We start from the raw sequence: 22225 nt of genomic DNA, 5'->3' as shown, positions 1-22225 counted from the left end.
AGAGGGGATCATGTCAGGCCTTGAGGACATGCGAGCCCTCTCAATCGAGGCGGTCCAGGCCGATGTGGTTCTTGGGGTAGCGCTGATGAAGCCAGTGGTACTGATCTGTTCGCAAGATGCGGAGTTGTATCTGTTCCTCAGCCACATTCTGGGGGTGGACGGCTTCACGAGTGAGCCGGCAGGCGGCGTGAAGGAAGCACTTGCATTGGCCCATCAACGGGAGCTCCTGGCGGTAGTCCTGGACTGCGGGCCAGCAAGCGCGGCAGGCTCCACAATCTGCGCCCGGTTCAAGGCGGAGCCCCGGACCGGCCCCCTGCCCGTCATTGCGTTGATCGCGCCCGGCGCCGAGAACCAGCACCTCGATCTCTTGAAGGCAGGTGTTGACGAGAGCTTTGTGCGGCCCTTCGCACCGGCCAAGCTGCTTGACTGTCTACGCACGAAGTTGGCGCTGCCACAGCCGGGTTCAAACGGGATAAAAGACGGCAGCTGGCTCTGTTGCGGCAGCCTTGAGATGAAGCTCGATGCTCACCGGGTTCGAGGTAATGGCCACGACATCCATCTCGGACCTCTCGAATTCAACCTGCTGCGGCAATTTCTTGAGGCTCCCGGCAAGGTCTTCAGCCGAGACGAGCTGATCGACGCGGCCTGGCCGGACAATATCCATGTCGGTGAACGCACTGTCGACGTCCATATCAGCCGGATCAGAAAGGCGCTGAAGGCGGCCTCGCCAGGTAGCGTCATTCATACTGTCAGGTCTGCGGGCTACTCGCTCGAGAAGCTGGACGACTGAATCGCGAACGGACGGTGTGCCACTCTCCATCTTCGTTGGAAGGCAAGTCTTGCCGTTCGAAACGCGCTACGGGCGCGACATCTCAGGGGGAAGCAGTCAGATGGCCTTCAAGAAAATACTCAGTGTGACGGGAGCTGACCATTCCGATCAGGACGTGGCAATAGCTGCTCGCTTATGCGCCGAGGTCGGCGCGTATCTTTCCGTATTAATTATATCGCCTCCGCCGCTCCTGATGTCGCCACCGGTTATTGGGTCCCCTCCGCCGTTGGGCGGTGGCATCGCCGAGTGGTCTAGACATCGCGCACACCACATTGCCGCGCGGGAATTTTCACAGGACATGGCCAACCTGGAAAAGACATCGAGGGAAATTCACAAAGTGCTGAGAGCCACGTGGCGCTGCTATGATGTCGACATCGAACACTGCGACAAGGCTGGCGTGGGTGACGCGGTGCGGCAGCGGGCGCTCTGCACCGACTTGACAATCGTCGGCCCCGCACTTCTCGACGAGACTAGTCTCGGACCCCTTGTTATCGACGGCAGCTTGTTCGATACCGGAAAGCCGGTACTTGTCGTCCCGGAGGGCGCTCAGGCGACTCTGTCCCCACGGCGCGTCCTGGTCGGCTGGGATTCGCGAGTCGAGGCGTCCCGTTCGGTTCGGGAAGCGCTGGATCTGCTATCCGGTGCTGAGGAAGTTCGTGTCGCAGTCGTCGATCCGGAGGCGACCTGCACCGAAAACGGCGCCGAGCCGGGAGCCGATATCGCTGCCTATCTCACTCGGCACGGTGCTAGGGTTTCGGTCGACCGGCTGGCGAGCCGCGGCAAACCGGTGGCCACGGTGCTAGCGCAGCACGCAATCGACACGTCTGCCGACGTGATCGTCATGGGCGCTTGTGGCAGCCGCCGGCTGCGCGAGCGGCTCTTCGGTAGCGTGACAAGATGGATAGTTGGCAAACCGCCATTGCCGCTGTTTTTGGCCCGCTGACGGGTTCTGAAGTGGCTCCGACGCTGTTCCAAGCTCTACTCCGCTGGTCACCTACCCTGATACCAAGTCGCAGGAAGGTCGCCGCAAACGAGCAGGTTTCGTGAGCAACTTGCGAGCGCCGTCGCGAAGAACATTCCCCGGACGCCTCTAACGCGCTCGGTGTCTGCTCGCCGAGACAACCCGTAACGCCGCATACAAATGGCCGGGCAGAGGCCCAGGCGTCTCAATGCGCTCAAACCAGCGATACTCGAGCCGGCGTCAGGTCGAGAAAGAGAGTCGTTTGAGCGCGGCAGGCCGCGTTCGGACCGTAGCCTCATCGTATTGGGGTTATCACGATTCCCTTCACCACTGGCCGGGAAATGCACGGCAACGACCGTGCAGCGGCCAACGCACCGACCTTCGAGTCCGACGTCGGGCTCTTGCCGGCCCTGGCGCGAACGGTGGCATCAATCACGTGTCATCGCCTGGGATGGTAGCCGGGTCAGCGGCGGGGGCGGCCGCATCTTCGGCGTTTTCAGTTTGCCCGGCCCACCGCGTGGCGACCGAGCGGGCTTGAGGCCGGTCAATTCCGACAGCGCTCACATCGCACCATGTGGTCCCTGTAGGTCCTGCGAAGGGACACAGAACAACAAAAGTAGGACCCAGGAGAGTTCACCGGCCCGGCACAGGCCGGCATTCATCCTGGCCCTCTTCGCCACAATCACATCTGACGATGACGGTACTCGCGACCCGCAGCCGGACATAACCGGCTTCGTCGTGAAACTCTGGCGTTGCGAGCCAGGAATTCAAGCGCAAAGCGGAAGAGGTAGGGCAGGGGCGATGCTCGGAGGGAGCGGCCCCTGCAATCGCAATGGCGTTCCGCTGAGCGAGCGGAACGGCAAGAAGCTCAAGCAAGGCTTGAGGCGGACGATGATGACGTGGCTGGCGCTAGCCAACGCAGTCATGATGTCAATCTGTTCGTCCCTATATGTCGAGACGTCCGTGGCCACGCTTCTGTGCCGACGCGAAGCGGGTGATGCGTGTCCAAGACCTGACAATGGCAGAAAACATGTCGCCACTAGTACAACCGGTTATCTAGTCGCCCCGGGAGCTTTTTTAAGTACAATCAAGCGTTTACTGCACGCTGAGCGCGTTGGCACGGCCTTTGCGAATTTAGATTCAGCAACACTGACTGAGGCTGACTGCACCCAGATGCGCAAGACGAGCGATGCTCTCCCTTCCTCGAACCCTCGTGCTCCGTCTCAAAAGGGGAACAAGCTCGCGCATAAGGTCACGCGACCTTTGGCAACAGCTTTGGAGAGCGACTTGGTGTTGCAGATGGGGTCACCGGCTCCTTCAATCAAAGTGGAGGACTGGCTGCGTGGCGAGCCCCTTGCGAACTTCCAGCGCGGCAATGTGCGGCGGAGATGCTCGAGCTGATGCAGCTACAGGAGAAATACAAAGACAGCGGACTTGAGATCGTCGGGATCGCGGCTGATGAAGACGCTCCAACGGCCGTCGAGGCCCGGACCAAGTTGGACGCGTGGTTGGGCGAAAAGTGCCCCGATCTGAATCATCGGATTGCGTTCGACTTCACAGGCGAAATGAAGAAGCTTTGGAGGGAACCCAGCTTTTGCGTCGGGGTTCCGACCTCGTTCGGTAGTCGACCGAGACGGCTGCATCGCCTTTATCGGTCATCCGAGCCAACTAGGTGAGGTTTTGCCGAAAGTGCTCAACGGCAGCTGGCATACCAGCAACAAAGCGAAAGCGGCCGATCAGGAGCGGATCGCAACAAGCGAACCCCTGGCGCGCAGACAAGCGTTGAAGAAGCCGATCGATGACAGGTTCTGGGCGGCGGTGAAGTTGGAAGATTGGAAGACGGCGCTCTGGGCTATGGAAGAGGGCATTGCCTTGATGCCGGACGACCTCAATTTCCGCCTGTCTCATGCGCATCTGTTGCTTCAAAAAATGCAAGACATGTGGACCGGCTTGCCCGTGATGCGCCAATTGGTTCGGGACGCGATCGACAGAAATTCCGAGGATTGGATGGTTTCGGCGCTAGACCAACTTTTCCATCCGGCCAATGACCATTCGCGCCTTCCCCCTGCTGAGCGCTTCGCGATGGGCAAGGAGCTGTCCGAACACATCCTGGCGCTGAATCCCCCGCAAGGCGACAGTCCTAAGTTCCGGTCCTATCCCGCGGTCGCCCGGTACTATCACGAGAACGGCAACAATGATCGCGCGATCGAGTTGGTCGAACTGGCACTGACCTCGCTGGACGGTCCGGAGCCTATCCCAGCCGAATTGAAAGAGCAGCATCTGCCGGATTTGCTGCAGGCCCTCGCCAGGTACAGGGGTGCGAAGGCTTGTTGCGGCGCTCTCTTTGCGGCTCCGCAAAACAGTTTCCCGAAGGTGCCAAAGCGCCGTCGGCCGAGGAAGAAAGATAAAAAAGGGTAATTGGTCCAAATGACTTACTGGCCAATTCGTCCATTTCCCTGGCGTGACCGCAGGAAGGAGGTCCATGCAGCACTTGGTCCATCGTTTGCAGCAGGATCGAGGCTCGATTCTTCATGGCCTCCCGCATTGCGGCGGAAGCGATCTTTGACGTGAATCCGCGTGGAAGACTTCGCAGTCAAGGACGTGTTCAAGGTCGGCCCGAGGGACATCAATTGCGTGGAATCAGCGGGGCCGAGCCAAGCGTCGGCTGCGCAAGTGTGCCCGAAGTAGGCGCCCCAGAAAAAAGACAACGTGCTGTGGAGGCTCGATTTGTTTTATACCGCCGTCGGGCTTGCCATTGCGGAGCGTCTCCGCCCGGTGACATCGCCAATCGTGGAGATGAAAACGTAAGGACTTCAGGCCGTCCTTTTCATGGTCGGGTAACTCGTCTTTCTGTCCAGACGTCCATGGGTTCGGCTTCGAGACGTTCAGGAAGATCGAGGAGGCCGGTACGAAACTGGTCGACGATTCGACTTCAGCCATCGAAGCCTAGCCCGACGTGGCACGGGCGTGAAGAAACCGATTTCGAGGAAGGATTTTATGTCAAAGCTAGACGAGATGGGGAAGAAAGTCAGAAGGCTTCAGCTGCGAGCGGCAGTTGCCAAGATGCAATTGCGACCTTGCAGAGGATCTCCCGGGAAAATGGACTGAGATAGAGGAAGTTGCTCAGGAAAGTCGGCGGTTTTTTCCGAGTTGGATGGTGCCAAGAGAGCGCTCGCTGCAATGAAGAAGTTACTATGACGAACACATTTATCACCCGCGACGGCTCCGGATGGGTGCCGGAATATCTCACCGCTATAGACGGCACGACCTGCATCGGCTGCGGCCGCTGTTTCAAAGTCTGCTCTCGCGAGGTCATGCATCTTTACGGCGTCGATGACGCGGGTGAAATCCTCGGCGCCTGCGACGGCGAAGACGACGATTTCGATGGCGAGCTCAATCGCATGATCATGGTCGTCGATCATGCCGGCCGCTGCATTGGCTGCGGGGCCTGCGCCCGCGTCTGCCCGAAGAACTGCCAGACCCATGTTGCGGCCGATCAGGTCGCAGCGTGATCTGAGGAGACAAAACCAGGAGAACGGAGTTGACCTTTAGAATGTTTTGTCGAGTCCTGGCGGTGGTGCTGTGCAGCACCGCACTGACTGTCTACTTCGCATCTCATTCGATCGGCACAGTAGTCGTCATGACGCTGGCCTGTTCGCTGCTCCTTCAGCTGGCGTATTTCGCAAGCGTGCTCCTTCTGATCTGGCGGTCTGGCTGCGTTAGCCGAGCTGGCCAAAGGGCTGAGCATTTCGGCAGTTGCAAGGAAGTTGGATCCGAGCCGCCAGGCCTTGATGAGGCAACGAACGAATCTGCAGATTTGCTCCAGCGCGATCAAATACTGGCTATATCGCTGCTGCTGCCTTGAGGTGCTATGACAAGGTCAGTGCTCAAGTTAGCGCCATTGAGCAGTTATTAGAGCGAATACTGTGCTTGAGAAGTCGATGGTGAATGCAATCCGGTCGTTCTGGTTATCCCGGAGATGCAGTTCTTGAATCCCATAGGCATTGGTAGGCTCTCGCAGCACGCCGGCGTGCGGTTGCAATTCTCAATGACGAACGTAGGCGCTGGAAATAGTAATGCGGCTCTTCGGGCACCGACCCAGACGACATCGAATCAAACCGATGAGCCGACCACGCCGAAAATCGTCTGGCTATTCTCCATGGTGCTTGGCTTCAGTCGCCTTATCTGGGCACGCTTCGTCGTCCACCAGGATCTGCCGACTGTCTTGCGCTGCCATGCTGGGGCTTTCGAGGCGCTGGGCGGCGCTCCTCGCGAAGTGCCTTAAGACCGTATGAAGACGGCTGTGATCGGGAAGGCGATACCGGCGGCATCGTCTACAACCGGGTCGATCTTGCCCAACACTATGGTTTGCATCCCAAGGCCTGCCGGGCTCACCGCGCCAAAACAAAAGGCAAGGTCGAGCGGCCGTTCCGCTACATTCGCGAGGACTTCTTCCTGGCCCGGTCCTTTCGCACCTCGAAGACCTGAACGTGCAGTTGCGTCACTGGCTGGACACGGTCGCAAACCCGAGAGTTCACGCAACCACACGGCGTGTCGTCAACGAAGCTTTCGCCGAGGAGCGGGCAGGGCTCCGGCCGCTGCCTTTGGCTCCCTTCCGATCGGTCCTGAAGCTCGAGCGACGCATCAGCCGGGAGGGCATGGTCAGCGTCGGCAGCAAATTCTACAGCGTGCCCGACGCCACCAGGCGCCGTGTCGTCGAGGTGCACACGCTGGCCGAAGAGGTACGCATCTTCGAGGACACCGCGCTGATTGCCGCCCATCCCATTCTCGAAGGCCAGCATTAGCGTCATGTGAGCCGGGTCATCGCAACATCCATGTCCACAAGCGCCGACAAAGACTGAGTAACGACGAGGTCATTCTTCATGGCTCGGGCGACAGAGTCGCTGCGCCCGTTGGCCTCCTACGACGCCGTCGCCTGGTAATGGCGAAAGAGCAGCGTCCATGACGAACGCGCTCGACACCATGCCATCCACGATCGACCGGATGCGCCACGACCTCGTCGGCCTGAGATGCCGCGCGCGCTCGAAGCACTCGATCATGTCGTGCGCCGGCTCGAGCAAGGCGAGATCGCCCTCGAAGGCATGGACATTCTCCTTTCGGAAGAGTTGACCCTCCGCGAGAACAGCCGGACCAAGACGGCACTGCGCATGGGGCGTCTGGCCACGATCAAGACGCTCGCCTGCTTCGACTTCTCTTTCCAGCCCTCGCTCGAGCGATCGAATTTTCACGCTCGCCCAACTCGGCTTCGTCGCCCGCTGCGAGGTCGTCCACTTCCTCGGCCCACCCGGCACAGGCAAGAGCCATCTGGCCATCGCACTTGCCGTCGATGCTTTGAAGGCTGGAAAGAGCGTCTATTTCTGCACGCTCGCCGAACTCATCGCCGCACTGGCAAGGGCCGAACGCGAAGGCCGCCTGCAGGAACGCATCCGCTTCTTCTGCCGGGCCTGCTCTGCTCGTTGTCGATGAGATCGGCTACCTGGCCGTCATCCACGGTGGCGGCAATCTGTTCTTCCAGCTCGTCAACACCCGCCATGAGAAGGGCGCCTTGATTCTCACCTCAAACCGCGGCTTCGCCGAATGGTGCGAGGTCTTCGGCGACCCTGTCGTTGCAACCGCACTTCTCGATCGCCTGCTTCATCATGCGGTCGTCGTCCAGATCGAACGATCGAGCTATCGGCTCCGCCAACACGCTGCCATGGCCGAGATTGAAGATCAGCGGTCCGTCGCCCAGCGCCTTGAGGATCGCATCGACGCCGTCAGGCAGATGGTCAAAACTGCGGCTTGACCCTGTCCGGTCCGAGGGGCGCACTCTGCTTTTGGGGAAAATTCGAGCGGCATTGACACCCACTTACCCATCATCTGCGCAACGCTGAGTTCGCTACGCTGCGGCTCAGGCCTGCTTAAGCTCGGCGCCCGCGTCATCGAAACCGTCTCGCGCATCCGCCTAGCCTTCCACGACCGCCGGGGCGGTAGGCCCCGGCGAACTACACAACTTCCACCCTCCAGCGGCGTTCACAAGTCCAGACACAGCCGCAATGAAAAACCTGTCCAACGCTCAGCGGCAAACAGACCAAGATGCGTCATGAATAAGATGGGCTAGGCCATCATCTGTTTCACAAGCGATCCAGCAGATGGCACGTCGAGGAGTTGGGTAGTCGCTATCAGGGGGAGAAGCACTGAATGCCGCCGGCCGTCGATGCAGATGGCCAGGTCCTAGACGCGCCCTTGCAAAGCCCAGGGATAGGCAAGCCGCACTGCGGCTGATGTGCAAGCAAGTTGCCGGTCATCTTCTGCAAACCGGAGCGCGACTGCCTCTATTACAATACGCAGGTGCATACGATCGTACACTTCCTTCCCTGCGGAAGAGCCCTTGGCGGCGACAAAATCCAACAATCCATCGAAACCCAGACAGCTGACGCTTCGCGAAGGTGGGGCGGCTGACCCAGAAGTTGCGCGACGATGATCGGTTCGCCAGCCTGATCTCGAACGAGATAACTATGTCCTGAACCTGCCAATTCCTACACGACTTTTTGTGCCTTGGGGGTAAAGTGTGGATTTACCCTCGTCGGTTGGTTTGAGAAATATGATTGTAAATCAGCTTCTTCGACGGACGTTTTCTCGCTTGGCACGTCCCCTGCGTTGATGACGGCATACAAATTGAAGGAGCCTAAATGTCACGTGTCGCGAAGCTCACGAATTCGAGCGCCATCCAAGGCCCCCCCACTCTTTCTCTGAGGGAAAAAGAGTGTATTCTGTGGACAGCACAAGGAAAATCATCATGGGAAATAGGCGTTATTCTAGGAATATCAAAATATACCGTCGATTTCCACATAAAAAATGTTATGCGAAAATTCAATGCTACTAGCAGAACGGCCGCTGCCATAAAAGCAGTACACTGCGGAACGATCGAACTCTAGACACCGCATTCAAGGACTTTCATGCTGCGATCATCATCAATATTCCCCTAAGGCGAAATAATGCGCCGAAATCGGATTTCTATACCATGTTTTCGGAACCTGCCTCTTTGGCGCGGTGGCTGCAGTGCTCCAGACGGGAAATGGTGACGGTGGGCGGCGATGCACACTAAAGCAGATAGGCGTTCGATTGATCTGCAAAGAAGTGTACATCGTCTGCGATCTGCCGAAGCTGTTCTTTCGGGGTCGCTGTTTTTCTCAACAATTCGCGATTGTGTCGCCGGGTGGTCTCTGAGAATGGAAGTCCGGCACAGGACAGGTAGCGAATGGCCCCCTGTGGATCTCGAACTGGGATGACGTTTCCCAGCGTGAAAATACTGGGACTGAAGGGGACATCGAGCCTTCCTGCTTTGAACGCCTCCACTATGGCCTTGTGAAAATCCCTGACCCCGACGATCGGATCGATCAACTCAATGACCTCGCGCTCGATCCAACGCATCTCTTCTGTAATGATCGATTCGTCAAGTTCGATGAAATCGAATATTCTCGCCAGAGCGCATCTGGTCAACCGGATTCCGTTAACGTTAGCCTCAACCGTTGGGATACCGAGCGCCTCTTCGTAGGTCTTTGTGACAACCTTTGCGGCGCCTCCAAGCTTCGCGACTAACCCTCCGAGCAGAATAAGGGCGCTGGCCTTTGCCTTGTCTCGGGGAAACGGCCCCATGTATTGATGCAGAACGGGATAAACGCGCGGTCCGGAGGGCAAATATCGCCGTGCGAGCGAGTCGATCGATCGCAACGCTGCGATATCCTGAAGGCTATTGCCGCCTTGAGGGTAAGCGATCAGCAGGCACTGTACTCCGTCACGCGCGGCGCTAATTGCTTCAAGAAAGGTGATCGCCAAGGATGTTGAAGGCGGGATCAGAACTGCTGTGAGGGTGCCGAACATCTCCCGCGACACAATGATATCTTGATCAGCCAGCTCTCCGCAAATGTTGTCAATTCTTCGCCAAGAGGCGATTGATTCTTCAAGCGGAACTTTCTTCGCATAGGGCAAGTTGTAGGCGATGCCGCCCCCCTCGAAAGATGTAATTCCAGAAGCAATGGCAGTTTCGAAGAGATGGTCGGCAATTGGTGAGCCGTGGCGAATGTCAAGAGGCTGCTTCGTTCGCTCGTTGAGATCGCGACCTCTGCGCCAGCCGTGGGACACCAATGGGTATCCGTTCAAGGCCGTGGGGTTGTTGTGAAGTAGTCGGCTGGCATGATCAAACATTCCAAGCCGGGAGTAGGAATCTATGGTGAGGGTTAAAATATCCGGATTGGCTTCAGCTTCGATCCTGGACAGAAGCTCCAGCATCTCGTCGTGACCTCCGACGCCGGATCGAGGCTGAACGGCGACTGCCCCTGTCCCCTTTGCCTCTGCAAGTAGTTGCGCGACGCAGGGTTTGTTCAGGCTTTTTATGAAATTGCATGTGTCTGCCAGAGTGGGGAGTTCTTGCGTTCGGGCCATCAGGTGGAACTGCGCTGTGTCTGTTGCATTTTAGAGTAGGTAAGAAGCGGTGATCGCGATACTACCATCCTAGGTAGGTGAATGGGCCGAGACTGTCATTTAAAACCGCTGGGCCACTGCCGGAGTCTTGGTGGACGCTGGCTACTGACTGTAGATATGCGCAACGGTGCTGCGGAACATCGTCTGATTGAGGAAAAGTCATGCTTCAAGAGTGTAGCTCAAACTCGCTATTTGCCTTTGAAAAGCTCGAATCGAACGTGCGGTCATATTCGCGATCCTTTCCTGTTGTGTTCAGGAAGGCCGCAGGAGCCATTCTCGAGGACGAGAATGGCTTCGAGTTTGTCGACTTTCTCTCCGGCTCGGGTGTCCTTAACTACGGTCACAACGACCCCGACTTCCTGGATGACGCCATTCAATACTTGAATTCAAACGGGATTATCCATGGGTTAGACATGGCGACGTCGGCAAAAAGGCGATTTATGGAGTGTTTTGACGCAATAATATTGCGCCCACGCGGCCTGACATATAAATTTCAGTTTCCCGGTCCTACCGGCGCCAATGCCGTGGAAGCCGCTTTGAAGCTCGCACGCAAGGTCACTGGACGGCACAGCATAGTTTCATTCACCAATGGCTTTCATGGAGTGAGTTTGGGCGCGCTTGCTGTAACGGGTGCTCGATACTACCGAGATGCGGCAGGTCTTCCTCAAGCTGGCGCAGTGTTCATGCCCTATGACGGATACTGGGGAGCCGATAACGATACTTCAGAGTATCTGGACAAGGTGCTTGATGATGCAAGCAGTGGTGTTGATTTGCCGGCAGCTATCATTCTGGAAGCCGTCCAGGGCGAGGGAGGCATCAAGCCTGCGAGCAAGGACTGGCTGCAATCGGTCGAGCGGCTTTGCAGAAAGAACGGCGTCCTCCTGATTGTTGATGACATTCAGGCGGGTTGCGGACGAACAGGCGACTTCTTCAGTTTTGAGTTTGCCGATTTGTCGCCGGACATCATAGTTTTGTCGAAGTCCCTCAGTGGCAGTGGACTACCGCTGTCCCTTTTGCTGCTCAAACCCGAACTAGACGTTTGGCAGCCGGGCGAACACAATGGAACTTTCAGAGGCAACAACCTAGCGCTTGTCACCGGGACTGCTGCATTGCGAAAATATTGGACGAATGAAGCGCTGTCTGACGGTGTCGCGGAGGCGGAACGCGTTCTGAACGAGCGGCTCCAGCGAGTCGCTCAAAGCAGCCGAGATCACAGCCTTTCTGTGCGCGGAAGGGGTATGATGCTGGGACTCGATTGCAGTACAGGTGAGCTCGCGGAGAAAATCGTCCGCAGGGCCTTTGAAGGTGGGCTTGTGGTGGAGCGATGCGGCGCGAGGCACCAAGTTGTCAAACTTCTTCCTCCTTTGACGATTGACCGGCAGACGCTTCAACGTGGTCTGGACATTCTGGACAAGTCTGTGCACGCAAGCGCCTAAAGCGGATCGGGGCGACCAGCCTGATCTATAAGTGGCGCAGCACGATGAGAGCCCGCGAGACGGGCTTTGCCGACATTGTCGTGGCTACCGACGAGCCTGTCGCCGCTTCGGTGCCGGGGGCGCCCCTAGCTGTGATCGAGCTGGAGATCGTCGGCAAGGTGCGGCTGCCGTTTCCGCTGACCACGCCGCCGACACTGGCGGCGAGCGATGGTGAAGGCGCTGGGCGTCTCATGATCCCGGTTCTGAGCCAGGTGCGGATCTGGTTGGCGGTCGGCCGGACCGATATGCGTCGCGGGATGCAAGGCCTCGTTCTGCAGGTCAGGAGACGTTGGGCCGGGATCCGCATGCCGGCGATCTTTATGTCTTCCGTGGCCGCAGCGCCTGGCACGCCCACGTTACTCGCCCGACTGCCTGCCTATCGGATCGATGATTTGTTGCCGTGGAACTGCAGACCCGCAAAACTGCGGGCCCAACCAGCGGCGGCCTAATCATGCAGCGCAATAAGGTGCATCACCTCTACACCGTCGAACGTGTCGCCAGGGAACTCGGCGTCAGCGAAGCTCTCATCCAGGAACTGACCCTCGGTCTCGAGCCCGAGGAGGGTGTCATTTGGGTGTACGGCGTCAACGATGACGACGGGTTTTTGGCCTTCACCGACGAAGGCATCGAGGAGATCGAACTCCTCCTCGATGAATATCATCGCGTCTCCCCATGGAAAGCTTGACCCCAGCACCGCGGTGCTCAGGTGCTCATGGCCAGCGGACACGCACGTCTGCGGTCTTCACCGATGCGTACCGAGGATCTATCGCAACGTTTGGTTGCCGGCGGTGTGCACCGAGCCCCTCGCCCAATTTCAGAGGGCAGCGATCGGTTCACGTCTTCTGAAGAACACGGAGATGGAGGAATCAGAGCGGAATGAGGACATTTTCCCCGAAGGCATTACTGCGGATCTCGCGGCGCAATATGTTCAGGGACGAGCAGAGAACTATAAGCCGAGCGCTGTTTAGCCATTCTCGATCCAAATATTTCGTCAGCCGCTCCAGGATGTATTTGTTCGTGGATCTGACGGGCCAGGGAAACGGCGCGTTCATAGTCGCCGTCCAAGTGGACGCGCAACACTGAAGAATCAAGCTCTGTCACGACCGTCCGGCATCCGATAGACATTGAGCGAGTACCCGTTAGCGCGACAAGGCGCATGGCAAAATCAGTGTCGCCCACAATGCAAATGCCCGGCCCATCATTGACCTCCGTACAGATCGTACTGATGTCATGTGAATCAAGAAGCGCGTGGAGGTTGTCGCGTTCCGCGAGGCTGCCGCATGCTATCACCGCCGCGTCGCGAGCCACTGTCACAGAACGGGCGTTCCCATGGCCTGTTACAATCGTGCCCATGAGAGCTCCGTCGCCGGTGAGTGATTTACAGACAATTGTGACCGCGTGCTTTTCGGCATAGTTCACCGCCCTGTGGTGCAGTACCTTTGCGCCATGTCGCGACATCTGTGCGATTGTCCCATAGCCAATCTCCGGAATCAGTTGTGCTCCTGGGACAAGATAGGGGTCTGCCGTATAAACGCCGGGAACATCCGAGTATATTTCGCAAGCGTGCTCTCCCAACATTGAGGCGATAGCGATAGCTGTCAGATCAGAGCTATTTCGGCCAAGCATAGTTAACCTTCCGGAGTGATCAATTGCTTGGCCGCCTGCGGCAACCACAACGTCATGTTCCTGCAATGCTGCAATAATTGGCTGGGGATCCATATTCTCTATTGACGCGCGACCGAAGTCTGAATTGGTGCATATCCCGAGGGAATAGCCGTTCAAAGACATTACGGGAATCCTCAGCCGACTGACGGCAGCCTCCAAAAGGCAGGCACTGAGCATCTCTCCGGTTGCGAGTGCCGCATCGAGGTTCGACGGTGACGCTTGCTTGTTGACGTCGAGCATGACCGCTTTCAGGTTACCGGTTGTTCCCGACATCGCGCTGACCACGGCAACGATCTTCTTTTCACCTGCCACTAGTCGATCGGCTATGTGCCCAGCAACTCGGCCATAGTCCTGGGGATTCAAAAAACTGGAGCCCCCGAATTTTAGAACGGAGGCGTTCATGTTCCACCAATCGCATTGTTGGCAATTGCAAGCTGTGCGATGAGAAGTGCGTTGAGCGCGGCCCCAACCTGGAGATTGTTCGCTACCACCCAAATCCAGAGCGCACACGGGTTCTCGGGATTTACTCTAACCCGCCCGACGTGAACAACCGCAGGATCTTCCAGAAATCGCGGCGTTGGATATCCTTCGCGAATTCCGTCTGCATAGAGCCGAACACCTGGCTCTTCCACGAGTAACTTATGGACCTGTTCGAGGCGAACCGGCTCTTCGAACTCAAGGTATACCGCCTCGGAATGGCCGTTCATTACCGGAACTCGAACGCAAGTGGATGTCACGCGGAGATGAGGCACGCCAAAGATCTTTCGAGACTCCTGAATGAGCTTGCGTTCTTCGAGTGTCACGCCTTCCGGGGCGATCTCTCCAACCTGCGGTATTACATTGAACGCAAGAGGGAGAGGAAAGCGCTCCGCGCGAGGTGCTGCGCGCCCACCCAGTGCGGTTCTGATCCCGTTCAATAGCTCGTCAATTCCCACCAGGCCACCCCCCGAAGCGGCCTGGTAGGTGGTCAAAATGATCTGATGAACATCAAATGCAGTCACCAGCGGTCTCAGAGCTCGGACCAGCTGGATCGTGGAGCAATTCGGGTTTGCGACGATGCCCGACTGTGGGCGAACGGCGAGGGCACTCGGGTTAACTTGCGGTACGACGAGCGGTACATCAGGGCTCATTCGAAAGGCGTTCGAGTTGTCAATCACCAAGGCACCTTGGGCTGCAAACCGAGGTCCCCATTCGGCGCTTACTGCGCTGCCTGCGGAAAAGAATGCGATATCGGTTTTGGTATCGTTAATCTCGCCGAGTGGCTCCACGATGCAGATTTGATCTCGAAATTTCGACTGGTGACCCGTCGATTTGGGGGACGCCAGCAGTCGCAACCGAGAGACTGGAATTCGACTTGATTCCAATAACTTTATTAGTTCTGCTCCGACAGCTCCGGTGGCGCCAATGATAGAAATATCGAAGGCTCTCATAAGACCCTCACTCGGGAGTTGCAATAATAATGTTCCGTCGGGGCAGCTGGTGCAGGAGAAACGGCAGTTGCGCCGCGTCATCAAGCACGTAATCCACGCCGATCGAAAGCAATTCGTCTTTCGTTCTAGCAGCTTGATCTCGGGTAACGCCAAGGTTGCCGCCGACTATTATTGGACATGAAATAAGCAGATCCTTTTTGGCATCCCCTATGGACTTCAAATCTTCATACGCGTGGCCATTTAAGCTGCCAATGACTATCGCATCGGCATACGGATGCGCCTGGAACGCACCTACGAATTCCGCGATGGGAGTGCATGCTCCGAGGTTAATGACTGTAAATCCAGCGAGGCTAAGCTCAAATTCGATGAGCTTATTCGCAACTACATGAGCATCGCTCTCCGCCACTCCAAGAATAATGACCCGGTTTTCAGAGGATGGTTCCGTGGCAGATCGCGTAGCGGGAATATTCACTGCTCCCTCCTATTGAATGATGTCAACTGCGGGTCGGTATAGGCCGCGACAAACGTCCACAACCTACGCGAGGTTAGAATTAATTTACCTGGGGATAGAATTTTTGAAAACTCCCAGAATGAGTAGGTCGGAGAATGAAACTCTAGCGCTCCCTAACGCTGAAAGCCTCCAGCATACCGTCTGTATGCTGGAGGTGCGGAAGTGCTGAGTCGGCAACCGCAGGGGTTGACCTGCCACGGGCAATTTACTCCATCTGAGATTAGAGTCCGGCCTCGATTGAAGCGGACAGATGAAGAGAGCGGTTTACGGAAGAGCAGATCATCGCGGTTTTGCGCGAACACGAGGCGGGGGCGAAGGCAGGCGATCTGGCCCGCAAGCGGCATGGACGTCTCCGACGCCTAGCGGCTGAAGGCGCTGGAGGAGGAGAACGCGAAGCTGAAGAAGCTTTCTGGCCGACTAGATGCTGGAAGCCTCGGCGCTGCGCGAGCTTCTGTCAAAAAAATGGTAGAGCCCGTCGCCAAGCGCGAAGCCGTCGCGCGTGAGGGCCGCCATGGGCCTGTGGGAACGGCGGGCCTCTTCCATCGTCAGCGCCGATCGCAAGATGGTCCGCTACCGGTCACGGCGCCCGCCGGACAGGGAGCTGCGATGTCAGTTGCGCGACCTTGCCAACGCGCGCCGGCGCTTCGGCTACCGGCGGCTGTTCATCCTGCTGCGGCAAGGCGGCGAGCCGTCGGGCATCAACCGCATCTGCCGGCTCTATCGCGAGGAAGGGCTGACGGTTCGCAAGCGACGGTCACGCCGGCGCGCGGTTGGCACCCACGCCGATTCTGGTCAAGGCAAGGCCGAACGCCCGCTGGTCGCTGGATTTCGTCCACGACCAGTTCGCTTGCGGCCGACCCTCAACGTCGTGACGACGTGACGCGCGACTGCCTGGCGACAATCCCGGACACCTCGATCTCGGGCCGCCGTGTCGCACGCAAACTGACCGAGTTGATCGCCCACCGCGGCAAGCCGGGCATGATCGGCTCCGACCACGGCACCGAGTTCACCTCGAACGCCATGCTCGCCTGGGCACAGGAGAACGGCATGACTTGGCACTTCATCGCACCGGGCAAGCCGATGCAGAACGGCTTCTGCGAGAGCTTCAACGGCCGGATGCGGGACGAGCTCTTGAACGAGACCCTGTTCTTCGGTCTCGACCATGCCCCCACGGCGATCGCCGAAAGGGCGAATGACTACAACCGATCGCGCCCACATTCGGCGCTCGGCCACATCACGCCGGCGGCTTATGCCGCCAATCTCACCGCAACGGGCGATCGGCTGCGCAACCCCGACCAGCTCCGCCGATCGCCCGTTGCTTAACCCGCGCCATACGGCGTACAACCCGCCGAGCCTCTAATTGCGGCTGGATGAACATTCGGTGGCAGGTCAATGACAACCCAATTAAATCTGGCAAGGCTGCTAGAACCGCCAAACTTCACCTAAGGCAAGCAGCGCCGAGACATTCGATTTGGTCGTAGTGCCATATAGTTCAAAGTTCGGTATCGTTAAAATGAATAACGCGCAAGTTGTCGGATTTTACGTGAGTCAACGGAGATACCTCAAACTTCCTTCTCATACCATTCTTGACTTTTATGTCACTGACATAGAAAAAGCCTACCTTAACATTTTTTATAAGTGAACGAATGTTATGCCTTCGGATAAAAGCAGTCACTTTTTGAAGTTTTAGATGCTCAAAGGCAAATTGGACCACTGCTCTGCCGGCCTCGACCCCTATCCCCTTTCCGGAAGCCGCAAGATGGAGACCGGTTACTATCTCAACGTTATTTGAGTCGCCCGGCAAACCGTTTGAGTCTTCGGGACGATACGTTCCGCTGCACATCAGTCCAGTATAGCCAACGAATTCTCTGGCTTGACGTTCATCTTTGACGAACACCATCCACAAACCGAAACGATGGTATTGCCAATGAGCGATGAAGTGAAGCAGTGCGGCTCTCGACTGCTCTATCGTCGGATAGGATCCGTCTCTGATGGCGTCTACCACGAATGGATCGCTATGAAGTCCGTGTAGAAGAAGCTCGTCTCTATGAGACGGCGGCCTTAGTATGAGGCGCGGCGTTTCTAGGAGGTGCATGAGAACATTCCTTTTCTGAGCCAGTACTGACGATGGAGTGGTACTCCGACATGCGAGCCAGTATGATGTTCCAGAATACGCGCTCCTTGGGATAAATTTCATGAATTCTCTGCAATAATCTTGTTTCTGTATGCGTAAGCTGTTTTAAATTCGCCAGGAGTCCTCTCTGATTGGGGCCGTTTTTTGGTCGAGATGCTCCTGCACTTTTTTCTTGACCGATGCGTGGGGCACTCGCTTCTCTTCGTGGTCAGAGGTTGGACCGCTGGGCGGCCTGTGGCTGTCGACGCTCGATATCGTTCATGGCCGTCAGCAGCTGTCCGTTCTTCAACGCCGTATGTGGAACGTCTATGGACCCCGCCTGATTGCAACAGGTCGGCTGGATCAGGATCGTTGGTCACAACTGCTGACGTATATCCGGCCTCGTGATGCGGCCGGACAACATCTTCGCCGCGAGCCCCGATGGATTTTCGCGCGCTTCCACCTCATCGGCCCCTAGGCCGCTTGATGCACGTTGATGAGCTTTGGGCGGCCTGAAGGGGGGATCTGTTCGCCATTGCGGTGCGTTTTCACAATGCTCATCAGGCGCCGGCGGTAATCCGTCTTGATGGAAGTTGGGGTTTGGGTTGCGGTCAGCGGGTTTGTTTCGGGACGTCTGCCCCCCATCGTTCATGTCGCGAGTAGCGGGATGCGGTAAAAGCAAGCGCAGTAAAGGTCGACCATCGCCCGGCCCATAGCGACCAGTTCCCGCACCCCGGGCAGGTTCTCCAGCCGCCACATCGTCGACTGGGAGGCCAGATTCCGACCCGAAGGCAGCGCATTCCTGGGCCATCTTGAAGATCGGATCGGAGCGCAGCCGGTTGGCGTGGTTACCATCCTCGTAATCGGCGGCGATGATCTTCATGCGGAAGCCGATCATGTCCGCAAGGCCGTGGACGACCTGGTCCGGGCAGCGCGGATCGTCGATGCAGCGCGCCAGACGGTCAGCCACCCGCAGCCGCTTTTCAATCTCGGCCAGAGCGAGAACCCAACTGTCGGACGACAACATGCCAGTCGAAACGGGCGACGACGGACTTGCCGCCAACAGATGACAAACCGGTCAGCGGCAGCGTAGGATCATTCATGGCGGGCGTGGTCTCCGGGAAACGGCGCGGATCGGCGTAAGCAACCAACTGCTACGTCATTTGAAGGCTTGAACCAATCTCCGCCAACCCCCATGAATTTTTCAGGCTAGCAGGCTGTTGAGAAGGACGTTTGGCCTTGAGGATAGCCGCGTCGCCCTTGTCATAGATGAAGGTGATCTCGACCGTTCCGACGACCAATTCGGCAGAGCGATCGCCCGTGACTTCGTCCATCTCATCGAAGCCGGCCCATGTGAATAAGACCATTGAGGGGCTGTACCCGAGATCGAGGCTGGCTTGCAGGGCGCCAAAGGCGATCTCACCATGGTTGTCGGCCCCGATGGTGATCGTGGCGGGTCCGCCGAGGTCAAGATAGCCGCGATCCCACCGGTCAGCTTCGATGATCCGCCAGCGGCCGATCAATTGGCAGCCCGCGGGCGCGGTCATGCCGGCACCGCCATGAGCTTCGGCAGCCGCACCAGATTGTAGGCGGCGGCATTGAAGGTGAAGGCCCATCCGAGGCAGTCGCGGCCACGCAACTTCGTCTTTGCCGGACCGGCGAGCGTCTTGATCAATCCGAACGCCTTCTCAATGCGCTTGCGGATGCGCTGGCTGACCGCATAGTCGCTGTGCCGCGTCGTGCGCCCGCCGATCGCTGAACGGCCCCCGTTGGTATTCTGCGCCACGTGCGGCGTCACCTTCGAGCGCAACTCGTTGATGAAGTCCTGCGCATCGTAGGCCTTGTCGGCGCCGAGTGCGATTGTGTGCGACGTCGGCACGCAGTTCGATCATGTGCAGCGCCGCCACCCGCTCGGCATGTCCGTCGGCCAGCGTCAGGCAGGCATTGACCAGCAGGCCGTGGCAGTTCTCCATCAGCCGGTGCCCGATGAAACTCGTTTCCTTGCCTTTGCCTTTGCGATAGAGCTTGGCGAATAATGCACTGCGATGTGCGTCTGTTTCGATCGTGGGGGCAAGACGGTCGTCCATCGATGTTCTTCCCTTTTTTATTGGAGGCACAAGTTGAAGCTGCAAGAAAGCAGGCTCTCCGCAATTCCAAGCGCGTCGAGACCGGCTGCGCGGTCGTAAAGCTCAATGGCGGTGAGGCGATGCTGTTCGGCGGCGCCGACGCCCTGACGGTCGAGGACCAGCCAGACAGTGAACGGCGCTGCTGGCACGCATTGCTAGGCTGCAAAGCGTGATGTCCGGCGCGTTATGTCTCAAGGGGTCGAGCTTCGAACTCGACGGCTAGCCCTCCCTGCGCGCTCCATCTCGCCGGCGATAGCGCGACACCAATGATGACGAGGAGCCTGAGCGCGGACCTTCGCGAGGCGAGGGATTGCGGCCATTGCGGGTGTCGATGCGGTGGGCGGCGCGCGGCTGATGGATCGGGATTTCGACGCCGGGAGTACCTCCTCGCAAATTAATAAAAGAGTGAATCAGACGGGTCATGTCACGTGAAGGGCTTCAAACGACCCTTGTTCATCAAAGATGCTCCAGATCCGGGTATCTCGCCGCCAGATCACGGTCATACACAAACTGAATTTGACGCACGCTGCCGAATGGCTTTTCTTCGATGAAAAGAAGGCGCCTGGTGCCATAATACATAGGGAACATAGCCATGCCGAACTTAGAGGCCTGTCGCGCTCTTCGGAGGGGGGTAAGCGAATGATTCCCTCCCGTCGCCAAAATTCCGAGCTTGGCAGCCACCTCCCGAATTCAGCCCTGTTCCTCGCCGCAAAAAATTTGGCCTTTTCGGTATCACCCGGATCGAAACGGAAATAGGAGAACCGGTCTCTCGCCGTGATCCAAAGGGGCACCTAAGGATCATCCGGCAAGGGATCATGCACGTTCCTGCCTCCCCGAAGGATCTCTATCTTATATGGTCGAATCCCGGCTGGGCTCGATATCCTCGTTGGCAAGAATCGACGGCAAGAATCGACCCGCCGCGGCCCCGCATGACCCCGCCCCGTGATTGCAACGACCCAAATCGGCAATTGGGTGAACCGAGTGAGAACCCCATTGCAGCATAAATGACGATATTGCGAAGCTGTTGGGAGAAGTATCATACAGGGCCATCCCGCAAGGCGTGCAAACAAACTGATTATGAAAGGTTCCCGGATGAAGAATGTGATGCCTGAAGATGCCCCGAAGGCTGCGGAATTGGCCCTGGGCAACCCTTCGCACGTCTCTACTGTTTCTCGCCGGCTGCAGCACCTGCCGCTATTTCAGCAGCGTCAGGACCCCGAGTTTTTGAAGATTTTCGAGATTGTAGACGCGATGCCGCTCGATGATACGCATTGTCATCTCGTGACTGATCGCGACGCCATCACAACTCCAAAGAGATTTCTAGAGCGTATTTCCTTGGCAGGGTTCCCGTTTCCGAACTACTTCCCCGAGGGCGTTTACGAGCGATGGCTCAATGGAGACGAGCCAACCAAATATGCGCTCAATAAAGAGTACGACATACAGTCCAAAGTTGACGGCATGACCTCTCACTTATCACAAAGTGTTTTTATCAGGTTTATGACAAAGGAAATGGCGCAGTTCCTTGGCTGTGAACCAAGCTTTGAAGCGGTGATTGAAGCCAGAAATGACCGCGGGAGCAGCTATTGGTCCTACGTCAATAACTTGTTCCGGGACGTGAACTACGAAAATATCATACACGATACGGGCTATGTGGAAGGTGTGGGGCAGGCCGAGATCGAGGCGTTCGAGAAAGCAATTCAGCCGTGTCGCTCGCATCGTATTGCTCGAATTGAGGCAATTCAAGACGAGTTATTCGGGCTGGATATCGCATTCGAAGAATTTGAAGCTCGCTTCACAAAACGACTGCTAGAGATATTGGATGGTGACGCGAATTACGGAAAAAGAACCATCGGCATGAAGTCGTACCTGTTGCCCGACATCGGCTTGATAAAACCGCTATATGATCGCACCTTCGCGGCTCATTCTTGGAACGCTCTGAGAAAATCTTTTTGTGACCGCTCCAGAATGGATAGGGAAGATGCGGCCAACATTACCAAGGATCTTTGCAGGTACACTTTTACGCTGTCCCTTGAGGAATGCCTCAAGCGAGACATACCGATGCAGATTCACACTGGCGATGGAGAAGCGCCAGGCGTGATGCTGCGCAACCAGGATCCGTTTTACCTTGAGGAAGTTGTTCGGTTTGACAAAGACAACATAATGCGGATGCCTAAAATCGTCCCACTACACGCGGGGTACCCTTCGGTCGGCAAAGCTGCATGGTTGAGCCATCTTTATCCGAATTGCTATTTTGAGGTGTCAATCATGACACCGTTTGTACATCAAAGTCTGTACGATAGGTATAAACAGGTATTAGAGGCAGTCCCAATTTCGAAGATACTTTTTGCGAGCGACAATTTTCACGTCCCAGAATTGTTTTGGCTCGCCGGGAGGTGGGGAAAGCGATATTTGTCGCAGGCACTAACCGACTATGTAGTCGGAGGGAGCTTGACACTTGAGGAGGCGACTGAGGCAGCGCGCATGATTCTGTATAAGAACAATCGCGTTCTCTACAATTTGGAGTGAGGTCTAACGTTATGTTGGTTAATCGACGGAAGATGGCACCAGCTGGCCCCTTCAAATCCAGCAGATTCGCTTCCACGATTGCAAGGATCGGCGTTCCTCACAATG

At 57.1% G+C, this 22225-nt stretch carries 16 protein-coding genes and 6 pseudogenes; 14 read left to right on the top strand and 8 right to left on the bottom strand.

What is annotated here, in order from left to right; translation table 11 throughout:
* Nucleotides 1-10 precede the first annotated feature (10 nt).
* The 8 genes and pseudogenes from NKJ64_RS22385 (at nucleotide 11) to NKJ64_RS22350 (ending at nucleotide 8728) form a co-directional block, all read left to right on the top strand.
* Entirely contained in the window at nucleotides 11-790 is a 780-nt protein-coding gene (locus NKJ64_RS22385; RefSeq protein WP_352463347.1) for a winged helix-turn-helix transcriptional regulator, read from the top strand.
* Nucleotides 791-890: 100 nt separating this feature from the next.
* Nucleotides 891-1772, top strand: coding sequence for a universal stress protein (locus tag NKJ64_RS22380; protein WP_352463346.1), 882 nt, complete (start codon nucleotides 891-893; stop codon nucleotides 1770-1772).
* Between the two features lie 1305 nt (nucleotides 1773-3077).
* A pseudogene (locus tag NKJ64_RS22375) lies at nucleotides 3078-4208 on the top strand (TlpA disulfide reductase family protein).
* A 776-nt stretch (nucleotides 4209-4984) separates the two neighbouring features.
* Nucleotides 4985-5302, top strand: a complete 318-nt coding sequence (gene fdxB / locus NKJ64_RS22370) for a ferredoxin III, nif-specific (protein WP_023672812.1) — start codon at nucleotides 4985-4987, stop codon at nucleotides 5300-5302.
* A 41-nt stretch (nucleotides 5303-5343) separates the two neighbouring features.
* On the top strand, nucleotides 5344-5655 hold the full coding sequence (locus tag NKJ64_RS22365) for an exopolysaccharide production repressor protein (RefSeq protein ID WP_352463371.1): 312 nt from the start codon (nucleotides 5344-5346) through the stop codon (nucleotides 5653-5655).
* Between the two features lie 255 nt (nucleotides 5656-5910).
* Nucleotides 5911-6733, top strand: a pseudogene (gene istA, locus NKJ64_RS22360) (IS21 family transposase); the annotation flags it as partial.
* 19 nt (nucleotides 6734-6752) lie between these two features.
* Nucleotides 6753-7509, top strand: a pseudogene (istB, locus tag NKJ64_RS22355) (IS21-like element helper ATPase IstB); the annotation flags it as partial.
* Nucleotides 7510-8482: 973 nt separating this feature from the next.
* The gene (locus tag NKJ64_RS22350) at nucleotides 8483-8728 is read left to right on the top strand and encodes a helix-turn-helix domain-containing protein (protein WP_352463345.1); all 246 of its coding nucleotides are present in this window, start codon (nucleotides 8483-8485) and stop codon (nucleotides 8726-8728) included.
* 166 nt (nucleotides 8729-8894) lie between these two features.
* Here the strand turns inward: NKJ64_RS22350 and NKJ64_RS22345 are convergent, their stop codons facing one another.
* Entirely contained in the window at nucleotides 8895-10235 is a 1341-nt protein-coding gene (locus tag NKJ64_RS22345; protein ID WP_352463344.1) for a hypothetical protein, read from the bottom strand.
* A gap of 200 nt (nucleotides 10236-10435) precedes the next feature.
* Between NKJ64_RS22345 and ectB the strand changes: the two genes are divergently transcribed.
* From ectB to NKJ64_RS22330, 3 genes are read left to right on the top strand one after another with little or no spacing between them, the layout of a single operon-like run.
* On the top strand, nucleotides 10436-11710 hold the full coding sequence (gene ectB, locus NKJ64_RS22340) for a diaminobutyrate--2-oxoglutarate transaminase (RefSeq protein ID WP_352463343.1): 1275 nt from the start codon (nucleotides 10436-10438) through the stop codon (nucleotides 11708-11710).
* Nucleotides 11711-11754: 44 nt separating this feature from the next.
* Nucleotides 11755-12198: a hypothetical protein gene (locus NKJ64_RS22335; RefSeq protein WP_352463374.1), complete on the top strand. Its 444-nt coding sequence runs from the start codon at nucleotides 11755-11757 to the stop codon at nucleotides 12196-12198.
* A 2-nt stretch (nucleotides 12199-12200) separates the two neighbouring features.
* The gene (locus NKJ64_RS22330; protein WP_352463342.1) at nucleotides 12201-12434 is read left to right on the top strand and encodes a hypothetical protein; all 234 of its coding nucleotides are present in this window, start codon (nucleotides 12201-12203) and stop codon (nucleotides 12432-12434) included.
* 215 nt (nucleotides 12435-12649) lie between these two features.
* On the opposite strand, the gene NKJ64_RS22325 is transcribed toward NKJ64_RS22330, so the two are convergent.
* The 3 genes from NKJ64_RS22325 to NKJ64_RS22315 are packed head-to-tail and all read right to left on the bottom strand — an operon-like array spanning nucleotide 12650 to nucleotide 15316.
* Nucleotides 12650-13816: an amino acid kinase family protein gene (locus NKJ64_RS22325; protein WP_352463341.1), complete on the bottom strand. Its 1167-nt coding sequence runs from the start codon at nucleotides 13814-13816 to the stop codon at nucleotides 12650-12652.
* Nucleotides 13813-14844, bottom strand: a complete 1032-nt coding sequence (locus NKJ64_RS22320) for an aspartate-semialdehyde dehydrogenase (protein ID WP_352463340.1) — start codon at nucleotides 14842-14844, stop codon at nucleotides 13813-13815. Before NKJ64_RS22320 ends, NKJ64_RS22325 begins: the two co-directional genes overlap by 4 nt.
* A gap of 7 nt (nucleotides 14845-14851) precedes the next feature.
* Complete coding sequence (locus NKJ64_RS22315) at nucleotides 14852-15316, bottom strand: cobalamin-dependent protein (RefSeq protein ID WP_352463339.1); 465 nt, start codon at nucleotides 15314-15316, stop codon at nucleotides 14852-14854.
* Nucleotides 15317-15633: 317 nt separating this feature from the next.
* Here NKJ64_RS22315 and NKJ64_RS22310 point away from each other — a divergent pair.
* A pseudogene (locus tag NKJ64_RS22310) lies at nucleotides 15634-16678 on the top strand (IS3 family transposase).
* Nucleotides 16679-16847: 169 nt separating this feature from the next.
* Here the strand turns inward: NKJ64_RS22310 and NKJ64_RS22305 are convergent.
* The 4 genes and pseudogenes from NKJ64_RS22305 to NKJ64_RS22290 form a co-directional block, all read right to left on the bottom strand.
* Nucleotides 16848-17450 carry a GNAT family N-acetyltransferase gene (locus NKJ64_RS22305; RefSeq protein ID WP_352463338.1) on the bottom strand — a complete coding sequence of 201 codons (603 nt, stop codon included), beginning with the start codon at nucleotides 17448-17450 and terminating at the stop codon, nucleotides 16848-16850.
* A 681-nt stretch (nucleotides 17451-18131) separates the two neighbouring features.
* Nucleotides 18132-18571: pseudogene (locus NKJ64_RS22300) on the bottom strand (transposase); the annotation flags it as partial.
* 51 nt (nucleotides 18572-18622) lie between these two features.
* Nucleotides 18623-19015: a hypothetical protein gene (locus tag NKJ64_RS22295; protein WP_352463337.1), complete on the bottom strand. Its 393-nt coding sequence runs from the start codon at nucleotides 19013-19015 to the stop codon at nucleotides 18623-18625.
* Nucleotides 19012-19498 (bottom strand): annotated as a pseudogene (locus tag NKJ64_RS22290) (transposase); the annotation flags it as partial. The pseudogene NKJ64_RS22290 and the gene NKJ64_RS22295, both read right to left, overlap by 4 nt.
* A 59-nt stretch (nucleotides 19499-19557) precedes the next feature.
* Here NKJ64_RS22290 and NKJ64_RS22285 point away from each other — a divergent pair.
* Complete coding sequence (locus NKJ64_RS22285; protein WP_352463336.1) at nucleotides 19558-19767, top strand: hypothetical protein; 210 nt, start codon at nucleotides 19558-19560, stop codon at nucleotides 19765-19767.
* Nucleotides 19768-20698: 931 nt separating this feature from the next.
* Nucleotides 20699-22120 (top strand): amidohydrolase family protein, encoded by a 1422-nt coding sequence (locus NKJ64_RS22280; protein WP_352463335.1) that lies wholly within the window; start codon nucleotides 20699-20701, stop codon nucleotides 22118-22120.
* Nucleotides 22121-22225 lie beyond the last annotated feature (105 nt).

It is taken from the genome of Mesorhizobium sp. M0062 (assembly GCF_040323125.1).
GTDB lineage: Bacteria > Pseudomonadota > Alphaproteobacteria > Rhizobiales > Rhizobiaceae > Mesorhizobium.
Note: the sequence above shows the minus strand (reverse complement) of the source record. Positions and strands in the feature narration are given on the sequence as shown.

What these genes read in the sequence shown, in the direction of transcription:
- NKJ64_RS22385 (WP_352463347.1), top strand. Translation starts at nt 11, where the DNA reads ATGTCAGGCCTTGAGGACATGCGAGCCCTCTCAATCGAGGCGGTCCAG.
- NKJ64_RS22380 (WP_352463346.1), top strand. Translation starts at nt 891, where the DNA reads ATGGCCTTCAAGAAAATACTCAGTGTGACGGGAGCTGACCATTCCGAT.
- NKJ64_RS22365 (WP_352463371.1), top strand. Translation starts at nt 5,344, where the DNA reads ATGTTTTGTCGAGTCCTGGCGGTGGTGCTGTGCAGCACCGCACTGACT.
- ectB (WP_352463343.1), top strand. Translation starts at nt 10,436, where the DNA reads ATGCTTCAAGAGTGTAGCTCAAACTCGCTATTTGCCTTTGAAAAGCTC.
- NKJ64_RS22350 (WP_352463345.1), top strand. Translation starts at nt 8,483, where the DNA reads ATGTCACGTGTCGCGAAGCTCACGAATTCGAGCGCCATCCAAGGCCCC.
- NKJ64_RS22285 (WP_352463336.1), top strand. Translation starts at nt 19,558, where the DNA reads ATGTTCTTCCCTTTTTTATTGGAGGCACAAGTTGAAGCTGCAAGAAAG.
- NKJ64_RS22320 (WP_352463340.1), bottom strand. Translation starts at nt 14,844, where the DNA reads ATGAGAGCCTTCGATATTTCTATCATTGGCGCCACCGGAGCTGTCGGA.
- fdxB (WP_023672812.1), top strand. Translation starts at nt 4,985, where the DNA reads ATGACGAACACATTTATCACCCGCGACGGCTCCGGATGGGTGCCGGAA.
- NKJ64_RS22345 (WP_352463344.1), bottom strand. Translation starts at nt 10,235, where the DNA reads ATGGCCCGAACGCAAGAACTCCCCACTCTGGCAGACACATGCAATTTC.
- NKJ64_RS22280 (WP_352463335.1), top strand. Translation starts at nt 20,699, where the DNA reads ATGCCTGAAGATGCCCCGAAGGCTGCGGAATTGGCCCTGGGCAACCCT.
- NKJ64_RS22325 (WP_352463341.1), bottom strand. Translation starts at nt 13,816, where the DNA reads ATGAACGCCTCCGTTCTAAAATTCGGGGGCTCCAGTTTTTTGAATCCC.
- NKJ64_RS22335 (WP_352463374.1), top strand. Translation starts at nt 11,755, where the DNA reads ATGAGAGCCCGCGAGACGGGCTTTGCCGACATTGTCGTGGCTACCGAC.
- NKJ64_RS22330 (WP_352463342.1), top strand. Translation starts at nt 12,201, where the DNA reads ATGCAGCGCAATAAGGTGCATCACCTCTACACCGTCGAACGTGTCGCC.
- NKJ64_RS22295 (WP_352463337.1), bottom strand. Translation starts at nt 19,015, where the DNA reads ATGACCGCGCCCGCGGGCTGCCAATTGATCGGCCGCTGGCGGATCATC.
- NKJ64_RS22305 (WP_352463338.1), bottom strand. Translation starts at nt 17,450, where the DNA reads ATGCACCTCCTAGAAACGCCGCGCCTCATACTAAGGCCGCCGTCTCAT.